The 17,851-nt window shown below is 66.1% G+C and carries 15 protein-coding genes and 1 pseudogene; 12 read left to right on the forward strand and 4 right to left on the reverse strand.

Translation table 11 applies throughout. The annotated features are described in order from the left end of the window. Positions 1 to 28: 28 nt before the first annotated feature. The 8 genes from H143_RS0101455 to H143_RS0101490 all read left to right on the forward strand — a co-directional run bounded on the left by H143_RS0101455 (position 29) and on the right by H143_RS0101490 (position 8,284). Positions 29 to 1,579 carry an ABC transporter substrate-binding protein gene (locus H143_RS0101455; protein WP_019936442.1) on the forward strand — a complete coding sequence of 517 codons (1,551 nt, stop codon included), beginning with the start codon at positions 29 to 31 and terminating at the stop codon, positions 1,577 to 1,579. A 4-nt stretch (positions 1,580 to 1,583) separates the two neighbouring features. Beyond that, complete coding sequence (locus H143_RS0101460; RefSeq protein ID WP_019936443.1) at positions 1,584 to 2,525, forward strand: ABC transporter permease; 942 nt, start codon at positions 1,584 to 1,586, stop codon at positions 2,523 to 2,525. A 1-nt stretch (position 2,526) separates the two neighbouring features. Further along, positions 2,527 to 3,399, forward strand: a complete 873-nt coding sequence (locus H143_RS0101465) for an ABC transporter permease (RefSeq protein ID WP_019936444.1) — start codon at positions 2,527 to 2,529, stop codon at positions 3,397 to 3,399. Between the two features lie 3 nt (positions 3,400 to 3,402). After that, positions 3,403 to 4,422 carry an ABC transporter ATP-binding protein gene (locus tag H143_RS0101470; RefSeq protein ID WP_019936445.1) on the forward strand — a complete coding sequence of 340 codons (1,020 nt, stop codon included), beginning with the start codon at positions 3,403 to 3,405 and terminating at the stop codon, positions 4,420 to 4,422. Then, the gene (locus tag H143_RS0101475; protein WP_019936446.1) at positions 4,419 to 5,405 is read left to right on the forward strand and encodes an ABC transporter ATP-binding protein; all 987 of its coding nucleotides are present in this window, start codon (positions 4,419 to 4,421) and stop codon (positions 5,403 to 5,405) included. Before H143_RS0101470 ends, H143_RS0101475 begins: the two co-directional genes overlap by 4 nt. 67 nt (positions 5,406 to 5,472) lie before the next feature. Beyond that, positions 5,473 to 6,366 carry a MurR/RpiR family transcriptional regulator gene (locus H143_RS0101480; RefSeq protein WP_019936447.1) on the forward strand — a complete coding sequence of 298 codons (894 nt, stop codon included), beginning with the start codon at positions 5,473 to 5,475 and terminating at the stop codon, positions 6,364 to 6,366. A gap of 5 nt (positions 6,367 to 6,371) precedes the next feature. Next, a complete protein-coding gene (locus tag H143_RS0101485; RefSeq protein ID WP_019936448.1) occupies positions 6,372 to 7,838 on the forward strand; it encodes an amidohydrolase family protein in 1,467 nt (488 codons plus the stop codon). A gap of 32 nt (positions 7,839 to 7,870) precedes the next feature. Further along, on the forward strand, positions 7,871 to 8,284 hold the full coding sequence (locus H143_RS0101490) for a RidA family protein (RefSeq protein WP_019936449.1): 414 nt from the start codon (positions 7,871 to 7,873) through the stop codon (positions 8,282 to 8,284). Positions 8,285 to 8,303: 19 nt separating this feature from the next. On the opposite strand, the gene lolA is transcribed toward H143_RS0101490, so the two are convergent. Continuing rightward, positions 8,304 to 8,933: an outer membrane lipoprotein chaperone LolA gene (lolA, locus tag H143_RS0101495; protein WP_026349622.1), complete on the reverse strand. Its 630-nt coding sequence runs from the start codon at positions 8,931 to 8,933 to the stop codon at positions 8,304 to 8,306. Beyond that, complete coding sequence (locus H143_RS0101500) at positions 8,933 to 11,302, reverse strand: DNA translocase FtsK (protein WP_019936451.1); 2,370 nt, start codon at positions 11,300 to 11,302, stop codon at positions 8,933 to 8,935. Before H143_RS0101500 ends, lolA begins: the two co-directional genes overlap by 1 nt. Positions 11,303 to 11,357: 55 nt before the next feature. Here H143_RS0101500 and trxB point away from each other — a divergent pair, with 55 nt between their 5' ends. Beyond that, positions 11,358 to 12,317: a thioredoxin-disulfide reductase gene (gene trxB / locus H143_RS0101505; RefSeq protein ID WP_026349623.1), complete on the forward strand. Its 960-nt coding sequence runs from the start codon at positions 11,358 to 11,360 to the stop codon at positions 12,315 to 12,317. 176 nt (positions 12,318 to 12,493) lie between these two features. Continuing rightward, positions 12,494 to 13,159 carry a Smr/MutS family protein gene (locus tag H143_RS0101510; protein ID WP_019936453.1) on the forward strand — a complete coding sequence of 222 codons (666 nt, stop codon included), beginning with the start codon at positions 12,494 to 12,496 and terminating at the stop codon, positions 13,157 to 13,159. Positions 13,160 to 13,202: 43 nt separating this feature from the next. Here H143_RS0101510 and H143_RS21320 read toward each other — a convergent pair. Together H143_RS21320 and H143_RS19725 are read right to left on the reverse strand one after the other, a co-directional pair. Beyond that, positions 13,203 to 15,118 (reverse strand): annotated as a pseudogene (locus tag H143_RS21320) (VC_2705 family sodium/solute symporter). Beyond that, complete coding sequence (locus H143_RS19725) at positions 15,118 to 15,417, reverse strand: sodium/substrate symporter small subunit (protein WP_019936454.1); 300 nt, start codon at positions 15,415 to 15,417, stop codon at positions 15,118 to 15,120. Before H143_RS19725 ends, H143_RS21320 begins: the two are co-directional and overlap by 1 nt. A 557-nt stretch (positions 15,418 to 15,974) precedes the next feature. Here H143_RS19725 and kdpF point away from each other — a divergent pair. After that, a complete protein-coding gene (gene kdpF / locus H143_RS19730) occupies positions 15,975 to 16,064 on the forward strand; it encodes a K(+)-transporting ATPase subunit F (RefSeq protein WP_019936456.1) in 90 nt (29 codons plus the stop codon). Next, positions 16,064 to 17,842, forward strand: a complete 1,779-nt coding sequence (kdpA, locus tag H143_RS0101535; protein ID WP_019936457.1) for a potassium-transporting ATPase subunit KdpA — start codon at positions 16,064 to 16,066, stop codon at positions 17,840 to 17,842. Before kdpF ends, kdpA begins: the two co-directional genes overlap by 1 nt. The last annotated feature ends 9 nt before the right edge of the window (positions 17,843 to 17,851 follow it).

The following is a 17,851-nucleotide window of genomic DNA, read 5'->3' on the forward strand; positions in this document are numbered from 1 at the left end:
GCTTGCACTCTCTTCTGGAGCTTGACTCATGAACTTCTCGATGACGCGCCGCCGCAGCCTGATCGCCATGGCCATGGGCGGCACTCTGGGTGCAGTCGGCCTGCCGGAGACCGTTTTCGGCGCCGCGCCGGTCAAGGGCGGCATCATTTCGGTAGCCACCATCGGCGAGCCACCCACGCTGGACCCGATGATGAGCACGGCCGACTTGGTGGGCATCCTGACTCAGCACATCTTCGAAACGCTCTATACCTTCGACGCCAAGTGGAACGTCACGCCGCTGCTGGCCGAGTCGCTGCCGCAGTTCAGCGCGGACGGCAAGACCTGCGACATCGCGCTGCGCAAGGGCGTCACTTTCCATGACGGCTCGGCCATGAGTTCGGCCGACGTCGTGGCCTCGCTCACGCGCTGGACCCGCGTGGCTTCGCGCGGCAAGCAGGCGGCCGAAGTCATCACCGGCATCCAGGCCACGGGCCCCGACGGCATCCGACTCACGCTGAGCAAGCCCTACGCGCCGCTGACCGCGCTGCTGTCCATGAACAACAGCGCCGCCGTGATCATGCCGGCCGGCAAGCTCGCGGCCACGCTGACCGATTACATCGGCACGGGTCCCTACCAGCTCAAAGCCCGCGTGCCCGACCAGTACATCCAGCTCGTGCGTTTTGCAGCCTACAAATCACGCGCGGGCGAGCCCGACGGCTATGGCGGCGCGCGCAAGCAATACCTGGACGAAATCCGCTTCGTGCCGATGAGCAATGCCAATACCCGTCTGGAAAGCGCCATTGCCGGCCAGCACGACTACGTCGACTCGCTGCCGGTGGAGTCCCTGGCGCAGCTCAAGGCAGGCAAGTCTCTGCCGGTGATACTCAAGCCCTTCGGCTGGCCGCGTCTGGTGATGAACACCAAGAAGGGCCTCATGGCCGACCAGAAGGTGCGCCAGGCCGCGCAACTTTCGCTGAGCGAAGAGGACATGCTGTACGCCGCCTTCGGCGACAAGAACTTCTACGCCCTGGACGCCGATCTCTACCCCAAGGGCTTTCCCTGGAGCACCGACCTGGGCGGCGCGGTCTACAACAAGGGCGACGCACCCGGCGCCAAGAAGCTGCTGGATGCGGCCAACCCCAAGGACCGAACCATACGCCTGCTCACCAGCCAGCAGTACGAGTTCCACTACAAGATGGCGCTGGTGGCCAACGAGTACTTCAAGGCCGCCGGCTTCAAGGTGGACATGCAGGTGGTGGATTGGGCCACGCTGGTGCAGCGCCGCGCCAATCCCGATCTGTGGGACATCTTCATCACCCACAGCCCCTTCCTGCCCGAACCCGCGCTAATCGACTTCCCCTCCAAGGACTCGCCGGGCTGGTGGGACACGCCGCGCCGCGACAAGGCGCTGGACGCCTTCAACGAGGCACGCACGCAGGACGAGCGTCTGACGCTGTGGGCCGAGGTGCAGAAGGCCGTGTTCGAGGAAGTGCCCTTCATCAAGGTGGGCGACTTCAACGCGCTGTCGGCCCAGTCGCCCAAGCTGCATGGGCTGACGCCCGCGCCGTGGCCGTACTTCTGGAACACCTGGAAGGCCTGACGCCGTGCTGCGTTATATCTTGAATCGCCTGGTCGGCCTGGTCGTGGTGATGTTCATCGTGGCGACCATCGTCTTCGTCATCCTGCGCATTACGCCCGGCGATCCCGCGGCGGTGATGCTGGGTCCCCAGGCCACCCAGCAGGATATTGCCGCGCTGCGCGACCAGCTCGGCCTGAACCAGTCAGTACTGACGCAGTACGTCACCTGGCTGGGCCACCTCGCGCGAGGCGACCTGGGGCAGTCCATCTTCCTGAACAAGCCTGTGCTAACGGTACTGGCCGAACGCGCCGAGCCCACCTTCTGGCTGACGCTGATGTCGCTGGTGATCGCCACCGCCATTGCACTGCCGGTGGGCATATTTTCGGCGGTCAGGCGCGGCACGGTGCTGGACCAATCGGTGCAGGCATTCTCGATGTTCACCTCGAGCGTGCCGAGCTTCTGGCTGGGCCTGCTGCTGATGGAGTTCTTCTCGGTCAAGCTGGGCTGGCTGCCGGTGGCAGGCTACGGCGGACCCGGCGCCAGCATTGGCAACAGGCTGTCGCACCTGATCCTGCCGGCCGTGGTGCTGGGCCTGGTGAACTCGGCGCTGATCACGCGCTTCATCCGCGCCAGCATGCTCGATGTGCTGCGCGACGATTATGTGCGCACCGCGCGCGCCAAAGGCCTGAGCGAAAGCCGGGTGATCCTGCGGCATGCGGTGCGCAATGCCCTCATTCCCATCCTTACGGTATTGGGCCTGACGGCAGCCCTGCTGGTCAGCGGCGCGGTGGTCACCGAAACCGTGTTCGGCCTGCCCGGCGTGGGCAGCCTGGTGGTGTCGGCGGTGCTGCGGCGCGACTACCCGGTGATCCAGGGTGCGCTGCTCGTGATCGCCGCCATCTACGTGCTGATCAATCTGCTCATCGACCTGCTCTACCTGCTGGTCGACCCTCGCGTGCGGTACTGAAATGGCCATTTCGACAACTGCTTACGCCGACGGCTCCGACCGCTGGCAGGTGCTGCGCCTGCTGGTGGCGCGCAAGACCGTGCTGATCAGCCTGATCGTGCTGATCATGCTGGTCGGTGCCGCCGTGTTCGCCCCCTGGATCACGCCCTTCGACCCCTACAAGCTGTCGATCATGAACCGGCTCAAGGCGCCCAGCAGCCTGCATTGGTTCGGCACAGACGACTTCGGCCGCGATGTGTTCAGCCGGGTGATTTACGGCGGCCGCCTGTCGCTGACGGTGGGCTTCATGGTGGTGCTGCTCTCGAGCGTGCTGGGTATCGCGCTGGGCCTGACCGCGGGCTTTTTCCGCGGCGCCGACAAAATCGTTTCGCGCCTGATCGACGCCATGATGGCCTTTCCCGATATCCTGCTGGCGATCTCGCTGGTAGCGGCCCTGGGCCCGTCGCTGAGCAATGTGATCATCGCGCTGGGCATCGTCTACGCGCCGCGGCTGGCGCGCGTCGTGCGCGCTTCGACCCTGGTGATACGCGAGCTGCCCTTCGTCGAAGCGGCGCGGGCGCTGGGTGTGCCGACCCGGCGCATCGTCACGGTGCACGTACTGCGCAACCTGATGTCGCCCCTGCTGGTGCAAGGCACCTTCACCTTCGCCTACGCCATCCTGGCCGAAGCCGGGTTGTCCTTCCTGGGCGTGGGCGTATCGCCCGACATTCCCACCTGGGGCACCATGATCAACGGCGGCCAGCAGTACATGGGCACCGCCGACTGGATCATGGTGTTCCCCGGCGTCGCCATCGTATTGGCGGTGATGTCGCTGCAGTTGGTGGGCGACGGCCTGCGCGATGTGCTCGATCCCCGCCTGCGCAAGGAGCTGTAAATCATGCGCGACACCATCCAGACAAGGAGCGAGCGCGACGTCGTGCTCTCGGTCCAGGACCTCAAGACCTGGTTCCACAGCCGCGACGGCGTGGCCAAGTCGGTCGACGGCGTGACCTTCGACCTGGCGCGCGGCGAAACCCTGGCCATCGTAGGCGAATCGGGTTCGGGCAAATCCGTGACCAGCCTGTCCATCATGGGCCTGCTGGCCAAGCCTGCCGGACGCATCGAGGCAGGCAAGATCCTGCTGCGCGACCGCCAGGGCAAGCAGCACGACCTGGCTCAGGCCGATGCCGCGACGATGCGGCGCATCCGCGGCGCGCAGATCGCCATGATCTTCCAGGAGCCGATGACCAGCCTGAACCCGCTCTACACCGTCGGCGACCAGATCGCCGAGGCCATCCTGCAGCATGAGGGTGGCACGAAGGCCGCGGCCATCAAGCGCGCGCAGACCTTGCTCGAACGCGTGGAAATTCCCGCCGCCGCGCGCCGCGTCAGCGACTATCCGCACCACATGTCGGGCGGCATGCGCCAGCGCGTGATGATCGCCCTGGCCCTGGCTTGCAATCCGTCGGTGCTGATCGCCGACGAGCCCACCACGGCGCTGGACGTGACGGTGCAGGCTCAGATCCTGGACCTGCTGCGCCGCCTGCAGGCCGAGAGCGGCATGAGCATTCTGTTCGTGACGCACAACCTGGGCGTGGTGGCCGAGATCGCGCACCGCGTGGTGGTCATGTACGCCGGCCGCGTGGTGGAAGATGCCGGCGTGAACGAACTCTTCGACCGCCCCACCCACCCCTACACTCAGGGCCTGCTCTCGTGCATTCCCACGGCGGCGCTGCTGGCTTCGCGCCAGCGCCTCTCGCCCATACCGGGCAACGTGCCCAGCGTCACCGCCCTGCCCTCGGGATGCACCTTCGCGCCGCGCTGCGCGCTGGCCAGCGCGCAATGCACCGACGCCGTTCCCGAACTGGTCGCGGTGCGCCCTGGACACCATGCCCGCTGCTTCAAGGTCCTTGCATGAACGCACCGCAACCGCAAGCCGCCCCGCTCCTGAGCGTGCAGGGCCTGAAAGTACACTTCCCCACGGGCACGTCGCGCCACGCGCCGGTAGTCCGCGCGGTCGATGACGTGAGCTTCGACGTGCCGCGCCGCGCCATCGTCGGGCTGGTGGGCGAGTCCGGCTCGGGCAAGACCACCACCGGCCGGGCGCTGCTGCGCCTGATCAAACCCACGGCCGGCAAGGTGCTTTTCGACGGCCAGGACCTATCCGGACTGAACGAGGCGCGCATGCTGCCCTGGCGCAGGCGCATGCAGATCGTGTTCCAGGACCCTTACGCCAGCCTCAATCCGCGCATGACGGTGGCCCAGATCATCGGCGAAGCCCTGGACACGCACAGGCTGGCGCAGGACCGGCGCGATGCGCGCATCGGCGAGCTGCTCGATCGCGTGGGACTGAACTCGGACCATCGCAAACGCTATCCGCACGAATTCTCCGGCGGCCAGCGCCAGCGCATCGGCATCGCCCGGGCGCTGGCCGTGGAGCCGAAGTTCATCGTGGCCGACGAACCCGTGTCGGCGCTGGACGTCTCGGTGCAGGCGCAAGTGCTCAATCTGCTGCAGGATCTGCAGCGCGACCTGGGGCTGACCATGCTCTTGGTCGCTCACGACCTGGCTGTGGTCGATTACCTGTGCGATGAAGTAGTGGTCATGTACCTGGGACGGGTCATGGAGCGCGGCCCGACCCGCCGCGTGTATGAGAATCCGCGCCACCCCTACACGCGGGCGCTGCTGTCGGCCGCTCCCGTGCCGGACCCGCGCGCGCCGCGCCGGCGCATTTTGCTCCAGGGCGAGATACCCAGCCCCATGAACCCGCCTTCGGGCTGTGTGTTCCGCACCCGCTGCCCGCATGCCCAGGCGCGCTGCGCCGAGACGGCGCCGGCACAGCGCGACCTGGGTCATGGACACTATGCGGCCTGCGTGCGCATCGATGAGATCACGCCATGAGCGCGCCGAGCCGCAACAAACGTTTATCCCCCTCGAAGGGACGGCGCGCAGCGTCACGGAGGCACCGGTGAACCGCTCCACCGATTGCGCGCTGCCCACGCCTGGCGACATCGTCTACCAGATCCGCAGTCAGCGCGACACGCTCAGCGCCACCGAGCGCAAGGTAGCCGATGCCATCCTGGACGACATCGCCAGCGCCGCAGGCGCCACGGTCGACCAACTGGCGCGCAAGGCAGGTGTGAGCATCGCCGCGATCTCGCGCTTCGCGCGTGCCGTGGGCTGCGATGACACCCGCGATCTCAAATTCAAGCTCGCCCGGGCCAGCGCGGTGGGCGAGCGCTTCCTGGCCGGCGACGTACCGGAAGAAAGCACTTTCTATGCGCGCTTGTATGGCGACATCGAAACCACGCTGCGTGCCCACCTGCCATTGTTTTCCGAGGCGATATTCGAACAGGCCGCCGGCATCGTGCGCGATGCCCGGATGGTCTATATCTTCGGCATGGGCGGCGCCTCGGCAGCGCTGTCCCAGGAAATGCAGTCGCGCCTGGTGCGCCTGGGCTACGGCGTGGCGGCCTATAGCGACGCCGTGCTGCTGCGCATGGTCGCGGCGACCCTGGACGCGCGCGACGCCGTGGTGATTCTCTCGGCCTCGGGTCTGACGCCGGAGATCCTGGACGCCGCCCGCATCGTGCAGCAATATGGCGCCCGCATCGTGGCCCTGACCGATCCGGCGGCGCCGCTGGCCAAGCTGGCCGACGTGTCCATTCCCATCCATACGGCCGAGACCGATTTCATCTATAAACCCTCGGCGTCGCGCTACGCCATGCTGCTGGCCATCGACATCCTGGCCACCGAGCTGGCGCTGATCCATCAAGACGACACCAAAGAGAAGCTGCGCCGCATCAAGCTGGCGCTGGACGAATACCGCGGCGGCCCCAATCGGCTGCCGTTGGGAGATTGACCCCGATGTACGACACCCTGATACACGGCGCGCTGGTCTACGACGGCACCGGCACACCGCCCCGTACAACCGATGTGGCCCTGGCCGACGGCTGCATCGCCGCCATCGGCCAGCTGGCCGGCGCCCCGGCGCGCGCGACCATGGCAGGGTCGGGTCTGGCCCTGGCGCCCGGCTTCATCGATGCTCACACCCACGACGACACCCATGTCATCCGCACGCCCGCCATGCTGCCCAAGCTGTCGCAGGGCGTGACCACGGTGGTGGTGGGCAACTGCGGCATCAGCGCGGCGCCCGTGATCCTGCGCGGCGAGCCGCCCGATCCCATGAATCTGCTGGGCGATCGCCGTGATTTCACCTACCCAAGCTTCGCGGACTACACGCGCGCCGTCGACGCCGCGCAACCCAGCGTCAACGTGGCCGCGCTGGTGGGCCATACGGCCCTGCGCAACAACCATATGGACCGCCTGGACCGGCCCGCGACCGAGGCCGAGATCGCCGCCATGCGCGCGCAATTGCGCCAGGCGCTCGAGCATGGCGCCATCGGCCTGAGCACCGGCCTGGCCTATGCATCGGCCTTCGAATCGGACGCCGCCGAAGTGCAGGCCCTGGCCGAAGAGCTCGATGCCCACGGCGCGCTCTACACCACGCACCTGCGCACCGAGTTCGACGCCATCCTCCAGGCCATGCAGGAGGCCTACGACGTGGGCGCCCATGCGCGCGTGCCCGTGATCATCTCGCACCTCAAATGCGCTGGCGCCGGCAACTGGGGCCGCAGTCGCGAGGTGCTTGCCAGCCTGGACGCCGCCGGGCGTTATCTGCCCGTGGGCTGCGACTGCTACCCCTACGCGGCCAGTTCATCGACGCTGGATCTGAAACAGGTGACGAGCGATTTCGACATCGACATCACCTGGTCCACCCCGCATCCGGAAATGGCCGGCCGCAAGCTGGCCGAGATCGCGGCCGGCTGGAGCCAACCCCTGCTGGAGGCCGCGCGCCGCCTGCAGCCGGCCGGTGCGGTCTACCACGGCATGGCCGAGACGGACGTGCAGCGCATCCTGGCGCACGAGCGCACGATGATAGGCTCCGACGGTCTGCCCAACGACCCGCTGCCGCATCCGCGGCTCTGGGGCGCCTTCCCGCGCGTGCTGGGCCACTACAGCCGCGACCTCAAGCTGTTCGCGCTGGAGACGGCCGTGCACAAGATGACGGGCCTGACGGCCGCGCGCTTCGGCCTGAACGACCGTGGACTGGTCAGGGAAGGTTTCCAGGCGGATCTGGTGCTTTTCGATCCGGCCACCGTCATCGACCGCGCTACGTTCTCCCAACCGGAACAGCCGGCTACGGGCATCGAGGGCGTATGGGTCAATGGCGTGCTGTCCTACCATGCGGGCCAGGCCACCGGGCAGCGCGCCGGCCGCTGGCTGCCACGCGGCAAGAACCTGCATGCCTCGTTCAATACCTACCGGGCCTGAGCATCGGGCCCGTCCACCTTGAGGAAAACAACATGAGCAACACTCCCGGCGCCGACGCCCACGGCATCATCCGCTACGGCGCATGCGGCGGCGTGGGCCAAGGCGGCGCCCACATGCCTTTCTCGCGCGCAGTGCAGGCCGACGGCTGGCTCTACGTATCGGGCCAGGTGCCGATGGAGAACGGCGTCGTGGTCGAAGGCAATGTGATTACGCAGTCGCATGCGGCCATCCGCAACCTGCTGGCCGTCCTGGCGGAAGCCGGCTACGGCGCAGAGCATGTGATCCGCTGCGGCGTATGGCTCGAGGATCCGCGCGATTTCGCCGCGTTCAACAAGGTGTTCGTGGAATACTTCGGCGCCCACCCTCCGGCGCGCGCCTGCGTGGAATCGCGGCTGATGATCGACGCGAAGGTCGAGATCGAGTGCGTGGCCTACAAGAAGCCCTGACGCAGGGCGCGGCAAAAGCCTACATCCGCACCACGTCGGTCCCCTTGGGGGCCGTGAACTGGAATTGCCCCGCGGGCACGGCCGCATTAGCCTGCATGTCGGAAAGATCCACGCGCGTGGTCTGCCCGAAGGCATCGAGCAGCATGATGCGCACCGGCAGATTGTCGTGCATGCCGATGTCCACCTGCGCGAAGCCCGCGTCGGCGGCGTTGTGCGGCTTGGCGCGCAGCCATTGCAGGCCATCCTTGTCGGGCAGCGAGGTCACCGTGAACGCCTGTTCAAGATCGCCCGAGCCAAAGAGAATGGCGGCCGGCGAAGCGCCGATGGCCTTGCCGACCTCGCGCACAGTCACCTGGGCCAGGTCGGGGTCGTACTGGTAGACCTGCTTGCCGTCGGACACGATGAGCTGCGCGTAGGGCTTGCGCACTTCCCAGCGGAACTTGCCCGGCCGCTGGAAAGCGAAGATGCCCTGCTGCGCAGGCGCCGCCTTGCCTGCCTGCGGGCCGGTCGTGGCCTGGCTGAACGAGCCTGTGGCCGATTGCACCGTGGCCACGAAGGCCTTGAGCTGCTCCTGCGCCGTCGCGCCCCAGGCCAGCGCGGGACCGCAAGCCAGCAAGAAAAAAAACAACGCCCGCACTAATGATCGCATCACGCTTCCTCCCGGGCCGGCACCAGAATCTCACGGTTGCCGTTGGACTGCATGGCCGACACCAGTCCAGCGTTTTCCATCTGTTCGAGCAGGCGCGCCGCGCGGTTGTAACCGATGCGCAAGTGGCGCTGCACCAGCGAGATCGAGGCGCGGCGGTTCTTGAGCACCACCTCGCAGGCCTGGTCGTACATGGGGTCCGACTCGGCATCGCCGCCGATGCCGGTGACGCTGCTTGCGCCGTCGGCCGAATCGCCCTCCAGGCCACCTTCGAGCAGGCCTTCGATATAGTTGGGTTCGCCCTGGGCCTTCAAGGACTCGACCACGCGGTGGACCTCGTCGTCATGCACGAAAGCGCCGTGCACGCGCGTGGGCAGGCCGGAGCCCGGCGGCATGTAGAGCATGTCGCCCTGGCCCAGCAGGCTTTCCGCGCCCATCTGGTCGAGGATGGTGCGCGAGTCGATCTTGGACGACACCTGGAAGGCGATGCGCGTGGGGATGTTGGCCTTGATCAGGCCGGTGATCACGTCCACGCTGGGCCGCTGCGTAGCCAGCACCAGGTGGATGCCGGCCGCGCGCGCCTTCTGCGCCAGACGGGCGATGAGCTCTTCGATTTTCTTGCCCACCACCATCATCAGGTCGGCCAGCTCGTCGATGACTACCACGATCATGGGCAGGGTCGACAAGGGCTCGGGCTGATCGGGCGTAAGCGAGAAGGGATTGGGGATGGGTTCCTCGCGCTCGACGGCGGCGCGGATTTTGGCGTTGTAGCCGGCCAGGTTGCGCACGCCCATCTTGCTCATGAGACGGTAGCGCTTTTCCATCTCGCCCACGCACCAGTTCAGCGCGTTGGCGGCATGGCGCATGTCGGTGACCACCGGAGCCAACAGGTGCGGAATGCCTTCGTAGACGCTCATTTCGAGCATCTTGGGGTCGATGAGAATGAGGCGGGTCTGCGATGCGTCGGCTTTGTAGAGCAGGGACAGGATCATCGCGTTGATGCCCACCGACTTACCCGAACCGGTCGTGCCGGCCACTAGCAGGTGCGGCATCTTGGCCAGGTCGGCCACCACGGCGTGGCCGGCGATGTCCTTGCCCAGCGCCATGGTCAGCGCCGACGGGTTGGCATGATAGGTCTGCGAACCCAGGATCTCGGACAGGCGCACCATCTGGCGCCTGGGATTGGGCAGTTCCAGGCCCATGAGGTTCTTGCCCGGGATGGTTTCGACCACGCGGATGCTGACCAGGCTCAGCGCACGGGCAAGGTCCTTGGCCAGGTTGACGATCTGGCTGCCCTTGACGCCGGTGGCCGGCTCGATCTCGTAGCGCGTGATGACCGGGCCGGCCTGGGCCGCCACCACTGTCACCGACACGCCGAAGTCGGCCAGCTTTTTCTCGATCAGGCGCGAGGTGAACTCGATGGTCTCGGCCGAGACGGTTTCCTGATTGGCCAGGGGAGGATCGAGCAGGCCGAGCTCGGGAAGCGCAGCCTCGCCTTCGGGCCGCTCGAACAAGGTCTGCTGCTTTTCTTTGGCCAGGCGCTCGGAAGGCGGCACCACGACCATGGCCGGTTCGATGCGGATGGGTTCGTGCACCGCCATTTTCTCGTGCTTGGCCTCGACTTGCTCCTCGCGCTCGGCGATGGCCACCTCGCCCACGCGGCGGTCCTGGCGGGCCGTATAGGCGTTGACCAAGGCGCGCAGGCCCTGCTCCAGCCAGCCGCCAACGCGCTCGGCCACATCCAGCCAGGAAAAAGCGAAGAACAGGCTCAGGCCGACCGCGATCAGCACCAGCAGCACCAGCGTGCCGCCATCGAAACCCAGGATGCGCGACAGCCAGCCGGACAGCAACTGGCCGATGACGCCGCCCGCGCCGCTCAAATGCCCGGTGGCGCCGGGCAGGTGCATGCCCAGGCGGCGCAGACGCAGGGCCTCCAGGCCCAGCGAGCCGGCAAACAGCAGGACAAAACCCACCCCCTGCTCCCAATGCACGCGCGGCAGGGGTTCGGGTTCGCGCCCGGCGGCGCGCAGCTGCGTGGCCAGGCGGCGATAGCCAGCCCGCACGCGATGCACCAGCAGGACCACCCACCACCACGCGGAAAGACCGAAGAGATACAGGAGCACGTCGGCCAGCCAGGCGCCGACCGCGCCGCCCCCGTTGTGCACGGGACTGCCGGCGGCAAGCGCCGAGTGCGTCCAGCCCGGATCGGCCGGGTTCCAGGTGATCAGCACCAGGGTCAGCCATACCCCCAGGGCCGCAAAGAAAATCCAGCGGGCCTCGCGCAGCAGCGACGCAAGGCGCGACTGCAGGGCGGAAGGTCCGTTACGGGTGTTGCGCGAGGCGCGCGGGGAGGCGGTCGAAATGCGCGGCATGGGCGTCATTATAATGAGCCTGTACCTATCCAGATGCATCCGCATCCTTCATCCCATGTCCACTGCCAAACACGCAAAAGTCCTGATCCTGGGATCGGGTCCGGCCGGCTACACCGCCGCCGTCTACGCCGCCCGCGCCAATCTCAAGCCGATGCTGATCACCGGTCTGGCCCAGGGCGGCCAGCTGATGACCACCACCGAAGTCGACAACTGGCCCGCCGACGTCGACGGCGTGCAGGGCCCCGATCTCATGGAGCGCTTCCAGAAACACGCCGAGCGCTTCGAGACCGAGCTGGTCTTGGACACCATCGTCAAAATCGATCTATCCAGGCGTCCTTTCACCCTGACCGGCGACACCGGCCATCTGTACACCTGCGACGCTCTCATCGTCGCCACCGGTGCCTCGGCCAAATACCTGGGCCTGGATAGCGAAACCGCCTTCATGGGCCGCGGCGTGTCCGGCTGCGCCACCTGCGACGGATTCTTCTACCGCAACAAGGACGTGGTGGTGGTGGGCGGCGGCAACACCGCGGTCGAGGAAGCCCTGTACCTGTCCAACATCTGCCGCAAGGTCACCGTGATCCATCGCCGCGACAAATTCCGCGCCGAGCCCATCCTTATCGACCGCATGATGTCCAAGGTCGCCAACGGCAATATGGAACTCAAGCTGCACAGCGTGCTGGAAGAAGTGCTGGGCGATGCCAGCGGCGTCACGGGCGTGCGCATCCGCAATGTGCAGACCGGCGCCACCGAACCCGTGGACGTGGCCGGCTGCTTCATCGCCATCGGCCACCATCCCAACACCGACATCTTCTCCGGCCAGCTCGACATGCAGGACGGCTACATCGTCACGCAGAGCGGCCGCAAGGGCATGGCCACCATGACCTCGGTGCCCGGCGTCTTCGCCGCCGGCGACGTGCAGGACTACGTCTACCGCCAGGCCATCACCAGCGCCGCGACCGGCTGCATGGCTGCCCTGGACGCGCAGTTCTGGCTCGAAAACGCCGAAAAATGAGTATCCCCATGCCGCGCCTGCGGCTTGCTGCCCGCCTCGCGGCCGGAATGCCGCTCGGATTAACCCGGCACAGCACAGCCTGCAGGGAACGTGCTGTGTCCAGACTCCTCCCCCAAGGGGGCTGTTTTGCCTTGGGGCGGCGCGGCGGCAATACGGCTTTTCTTGCGAAGTAAAACATGCGAGGACACAAAGGCGGCCTGGCCGGCCTGAAGCAATTGCACCAGCAGGCCCAAGATGCCCGCAAAGAGGTTGAGCGCGCCGAGCGCGTGGCCGCGCGGGACCGCGCACGGCTTGACCAGGCCGCCCCGGAGCAGGAGGTCGACGCCTTTCGCAAGGCCATGCAGAGCGCCAGGCCGATCAAGCCGCGCAACCAGATTGAACACCGCCTCGCCGCGCTGCCGGACAGCCCCGCCGCGGCAGCGCGCCGCATGCACGCCACCGGCGAGAAGCCAGGCCGCGCCGACGCCGGCATTTCCGACGGCGGCGTGGCCCATCTGCTTTCCGAGAACGGCACCGCCTACGTGCGCGCCGACGCGGCGCCCGACACCGCGCGCAAGCTCAAACAGGGCCACTGGCGCGCGGGCGCCGAACTCGATCTGCACGGCCTGCGCGTGGAGCAGGCGCGCCATGCCGTGATCTCGTTTCTGGACGAGTGCCTGGGCCAGGGCGTGCGCTGCGTGCGCATCGTGCATGGCAAGGGTTATGGATCGGAAGGCATGACCCCGGTGCTCAAGGACAAGGCCAGGGCCTGGCTGGCGCAAAAGACCGAGGTGCTGGCTTTCTCCGAAGCCACGCCGCGCGAGGGCGGATCGGGCGCGCTGTTGGTGCTGATGCAGAGCTGACCGGACGGTGGGCCGACGGCCTGATCCGACGGCAACGCGCCGATTACTGCGCCGGCTCGCGCAGATAATCCACCAGCGCTTCGGTCGCAGCGTCCGGCCTAGGCGTCAGCAGCGAAACCACGACAATCGTCAGGAACGCAGCCGGGGCGCCGAACAAGCCCGCGCAGATCGACTGTATCCCCCACCACAAATGCACCGGTTGCGTGCGCGGCACGTTGAACACCCACTCGCGTAGCGAGGGTTCTGCGTGCGCCATGTAGGCAAAGGTCACGGCCAGGCCCACCGCCATGCCCAGCGTCGCCCCCCATTTGTTGGCCCGCTTCCAGAACACGCCCATCACCAGCGCGGGAAAGAATGACGATGCCGCGAAGGAAAAAGCGGCCGACACCATAATGAGGATGTCGGCGGGTTTGCGCGCCGCAACCCAGGCCGCGGCGAACGCCACCAACAGCAGCAGCACCTTGGAGACGATCACGCGCCGGTCGGCCCGCGTGCGAGGCGCGACCACCCGGTACCACGTATCGTGCGACAGTGAATTGGACAGCGTCAACAGCAGGCCGTCCGCGGTCGACAGCGCGGCGGCCAGGGCGCCAGCGGCCACCAGCCCGGACATCATATAGGGCAGTCCGCCAATCTCGGGCATAGCCAGCACGACGGCATCCGCACCGATGCCGATCTCGCCCGATTGCACGATGCCGTCGCGATTAATGTCCGACATGCTTACCAGGTTGGGATCGACCGCGCCCCAGGCGTGAACCCAGGCCGGCAGGCTGGCGTAGGAACTGCCCACCAGTTGGGTATAGACCTCGTACTTGACAAGCAGCGCCAGCGCCGGCGCCGTGAAATACACCAGCAGGATGAAAAGCAGGGCCCAGAGCACGGACTTGCGCGCCTCGCCCACCGAGGCTGTGGTGTAGGACCGAGTGAGAATGTGCGGCATTCCCGCCGTGCCCAGCATCAAGCACAGCACCAGGGCCAGGAAATTCACGCGCAGATTGCGATTCTCGGTTGCGCTGCCCGCGGCAAAGGGCTGCGCGTATGGCACCGACGGCGATCCGCGCGCTTCGTACGCTTGCCGCGCCTTCGACCAGGCCACGCGGGCCGCCTGGGGATCCGGCGGAAAGTCGGCCAGCTCGCGCTCCAGCGTGCGCACCTCGACCATGGGTGCATCGGCGGCGACGCGTTCGGCCAGCCGGGCGCGCAGGCGCTCCTTCTCCTGCGCCCAGGACTGGGGCAGCGCGTCCAGGCGCCGCGCCATTTCCCAGGCCTGCCCGCGCCAGAGGCGCCGCACGGCCTGCTCGGCCGGATCGTCGCGCAACTGCAGTTCCTTGGCGGAAATTTGGCGCAGCACCGATCCAGCCGACAACTGCGCAATGGGCGAACCGGTGTCCTTGACCGACAGCCACACGACCGGAGCCAGATAAGCGATCACCAGAATGATGTACTGCCCCACCTGCGTCCAGGTCACCGCGCGCAGGCCACGCCGGCCAGCCGCGGCACGTTGCCGCCATAGCGAGCGCCCAGGAAATCGGGAATGGTGTATTGGCCGAACTTGCGCAGGTAGGGCGCCAGCAGCAACGCCACCAGCACATAGCCGCCCGTCCAGCCCAGCACGTAGGCCAGGCCGCCGTAACCAGTGAGATAGAGCGTGCCCGCCACGCCGATGAAGGAGGCCACCGACATCCAGTCGGCCGCTGTGGCCATGCCATTGTAGAAAGCCGGCACACGCCGGCCCGCCACGTAGTATTCGATCGGATCGCAAGTGCGGCATAGGATGCCGATGCCGGCATACAGGCTGACCGTAACGAACAGGAAGACATAGCCTATCCAGGCGCGCGCCAGGCCGGCCCTCTCGGCAAGCGCCAGCAGCAGCACCAGCAGACAGAAGCCTGCCGTGTACAGCGTGTAGGCGCGGCCCAGCCGCTGGCTGAACAGGCCGGGGTTTCGGACGGGCAGCATCAGCTTTTCCTCGCCGACCGATCGGCACGCCCCATGAGCCGGACATAGGCCGCGACAATGATCAGGTACACCAGCGGCGCGCCGTAGGCGGCCAGCCAGAACGGGAACGGCCAGCCGATGAAATCGAAGGCAAGCCATCCCGTGAACAGGGCCGGCGCAAGAGTCAGAAGCAGCCAGACCGCCAGCAGAACCCCGACGCGCCGCAGATTGCGGCGCCAATAGACGCGGGCGGCGCCCGCCGGATAGGGGCCGCCCGGATCAGGCGACTGCGCGCTGTCGTGATCTTGCATGGCGTTCATGCGCCCCGCGGCGCTTTCTGTATGCGAAACCCGGATGCGAAAACGGCCGACACGTTATCGTGCCGGCCGTCGCGCTTTTCTTGCTTTTTTTAAAATTGCTTTATTTTTATTGTGAATTTACTTAACCGGTACTTGCCGGCGTGCCCTGTGGGCTGTTTGTGTCTCCTCACCTGCTACGGAAGCAATTCTGCACCGGTCATGAGCTTAAGACACTAGGGGAATGCCCTAGTTTGATGCATTCTTGCGTCCGATCTAAGCCAATTTACCTGAAGAACGCACCATTTTAGGGCAAAAATCGACTTTCCTGAAAGCCGGGCATTTGCGGTTTTTACACGCTTTTTATACCGATCCACGCAAGCTTTACCCCGTTTTTATCCCCATCTGCCTAATCTGCGCACACTTCCGGCCGCTCATGCTGCGTCGGACCTGCACAAAGGGGCTGCATGCCCCAGGGGAGAAAACATGGACCTGCTGTATTTCGCCATTTTCGGCGCGCTGGCCGGCTCGATCTGGGGCCTGACCGTCTTCTGCTCGGCCCTCTCGCAAGGAGAGCGGCCATGAGTCTTATCTACTGGATCAGCGGCAGTCTGGCCGCACTGCTGATGGTTTACCTACTCATCGCATTGTTCAAGCCGGAGAAATTCTGATGGATAACCGCTACATCGCACTGCTGGCGGTGTTCCTCGTGATATTGCTGGCTATCTCGCCTTTCCTGGGCCGATATATCCGCGAGTCCATGGGGAACGGCCGATACCGCCTGACCGCCTGGGGCCGGCCTGTCGAACGCGTGATCTACCGCATCGCGGGCGTGGACCCTCAAACCGAAATGAGCTGGCAGCGCTATGCCCTGGCCACGCTAATCTTCAGCGTGCTCGGCTTCATCGCGGTCTATGCCCTGCAGCGCCTGCAGGCACTGCTGCCGCTCAACCCCGCCGGACTGGATGCGGTATCGCCCGACTCGTCGTTCAACACCGCCGTCTCTTTCGTGACCAACACCAATTGGCAGGGCTACTCGCCTGAATCGACGATGAGCTATCTCACGCAGATGCTCGCGTTGACGGTGCAAAACTTCTTTTCGGCCGCCCTGGCCATCGCCGTGCTGTTCGCGCTGATCCGCGGCCTGACGCGCCACAGCGCGCGCGCCATCGGCAACTTCTGGGTCGACATAACCCGCTGCACGCTGTACGTGCTCCTGCCGCTGTCCTTCCTGATGGCGATCTTCTTCGTGCAGCAAGGAGCAATCCAGAATTTCGATCCTTATGTGCAGGCGCATACCGTTCAGTCCGTGAGCTATGACGCACCCAAGCTCGATGCCCAAGGCCAGCCCGTGCTGGACGCGCAAGGCAAGCCCGTGACGCAGAGCGCGACCACGCAGACGCAGACCATCGCCATGGGTCCGGTCGCTTCGCAGGAAGCCATCAAGATGCTGGGCACCAACGGCGGCGGCTTCTTCAACGCCAACTCGGCGCATCCCTTCGAAAACCCCACGGCGCTGACCAACCTGCTGCAGATGCTGGCGATTTTCGCCATCCCGGCCGGGCTGTGCTTCGCGTTCGGGGAAATGGCGGGCAATCGCAAGCAGGGCTACGTCATCTTCGCCACGATGACTGTGATGTTCATCGCCTTCGCGCTGCTCACCGCGCATTATGAATACCAGGCCTCGCCGGCTCTGGTGCATGCGGGCCTATCGCCCGGCGTGGGCAATATGGAAGGCAAGGAAGCGCGCTTTGGCATCGGTCCCACCGCGCTGTTCGCCACCGTCACCACGTCGGCCTCGTGCGGCGCGGTCAACGGCATGCACGACTCATTCACGGCCATGGGCGGCCTGTCGCCGATGCTGCTGATACAGCTGGGCGAAATCATCTTTGGCGGCGTGGGCTCCGGACTCTATGGCATGCTGGCTTTCGCCATTTTGTCGGTGTTCATCGCCGGACTGATGATAGGCCGCACGCCCGAATACCTGGGCAAGAAGATCGATGCCTTCGACATGAAGATGGTTTCCATCGTGCTGCTGGCCACGCCCTTCCTGGTGCTGACGGGTACCGCGATCGCCGTGCTGGCCGCCGCGGGACTGGCGGGCATCGCCAACCCGGGCATCCACGGCTATTCGGAAATTCTCTACGCCTTCTCGTCGGCGGCCAACAACAACGGCAGTGCCTTCGCCGGCCTGTCAGCCAACACGCCCTTCTACAACATCATGCTGGGCCTGGCGATGTGGCTGGGCCGCTATGCCCCCATCGTGGCCGTGCTTGCACTGGCCGGGTCGCTTGCCGCCAAGCCGCGCATGCAGGCCGGCCCCGGCACCATGCCGACCACGGGTCCGCTCTTCGTGGTGCTGCTGATCGGCTCGATTCTGCTGGTGGGTGCGCTGACCTATGTGCCCGCCCTGGCGCTGGGCCCCGTGGCCGAGTACCTGCAACATTAATACGCTGGA

It is taken from the genome of Bordetella sp. FB-8, from assembly GCF_000382185.1.
Taxonomy (GTDB): Bacteria; Pseudomonadota; Gammaproteobacteria; order Burkholderiales; family Burkholderiaceae_B; genus Bordetella.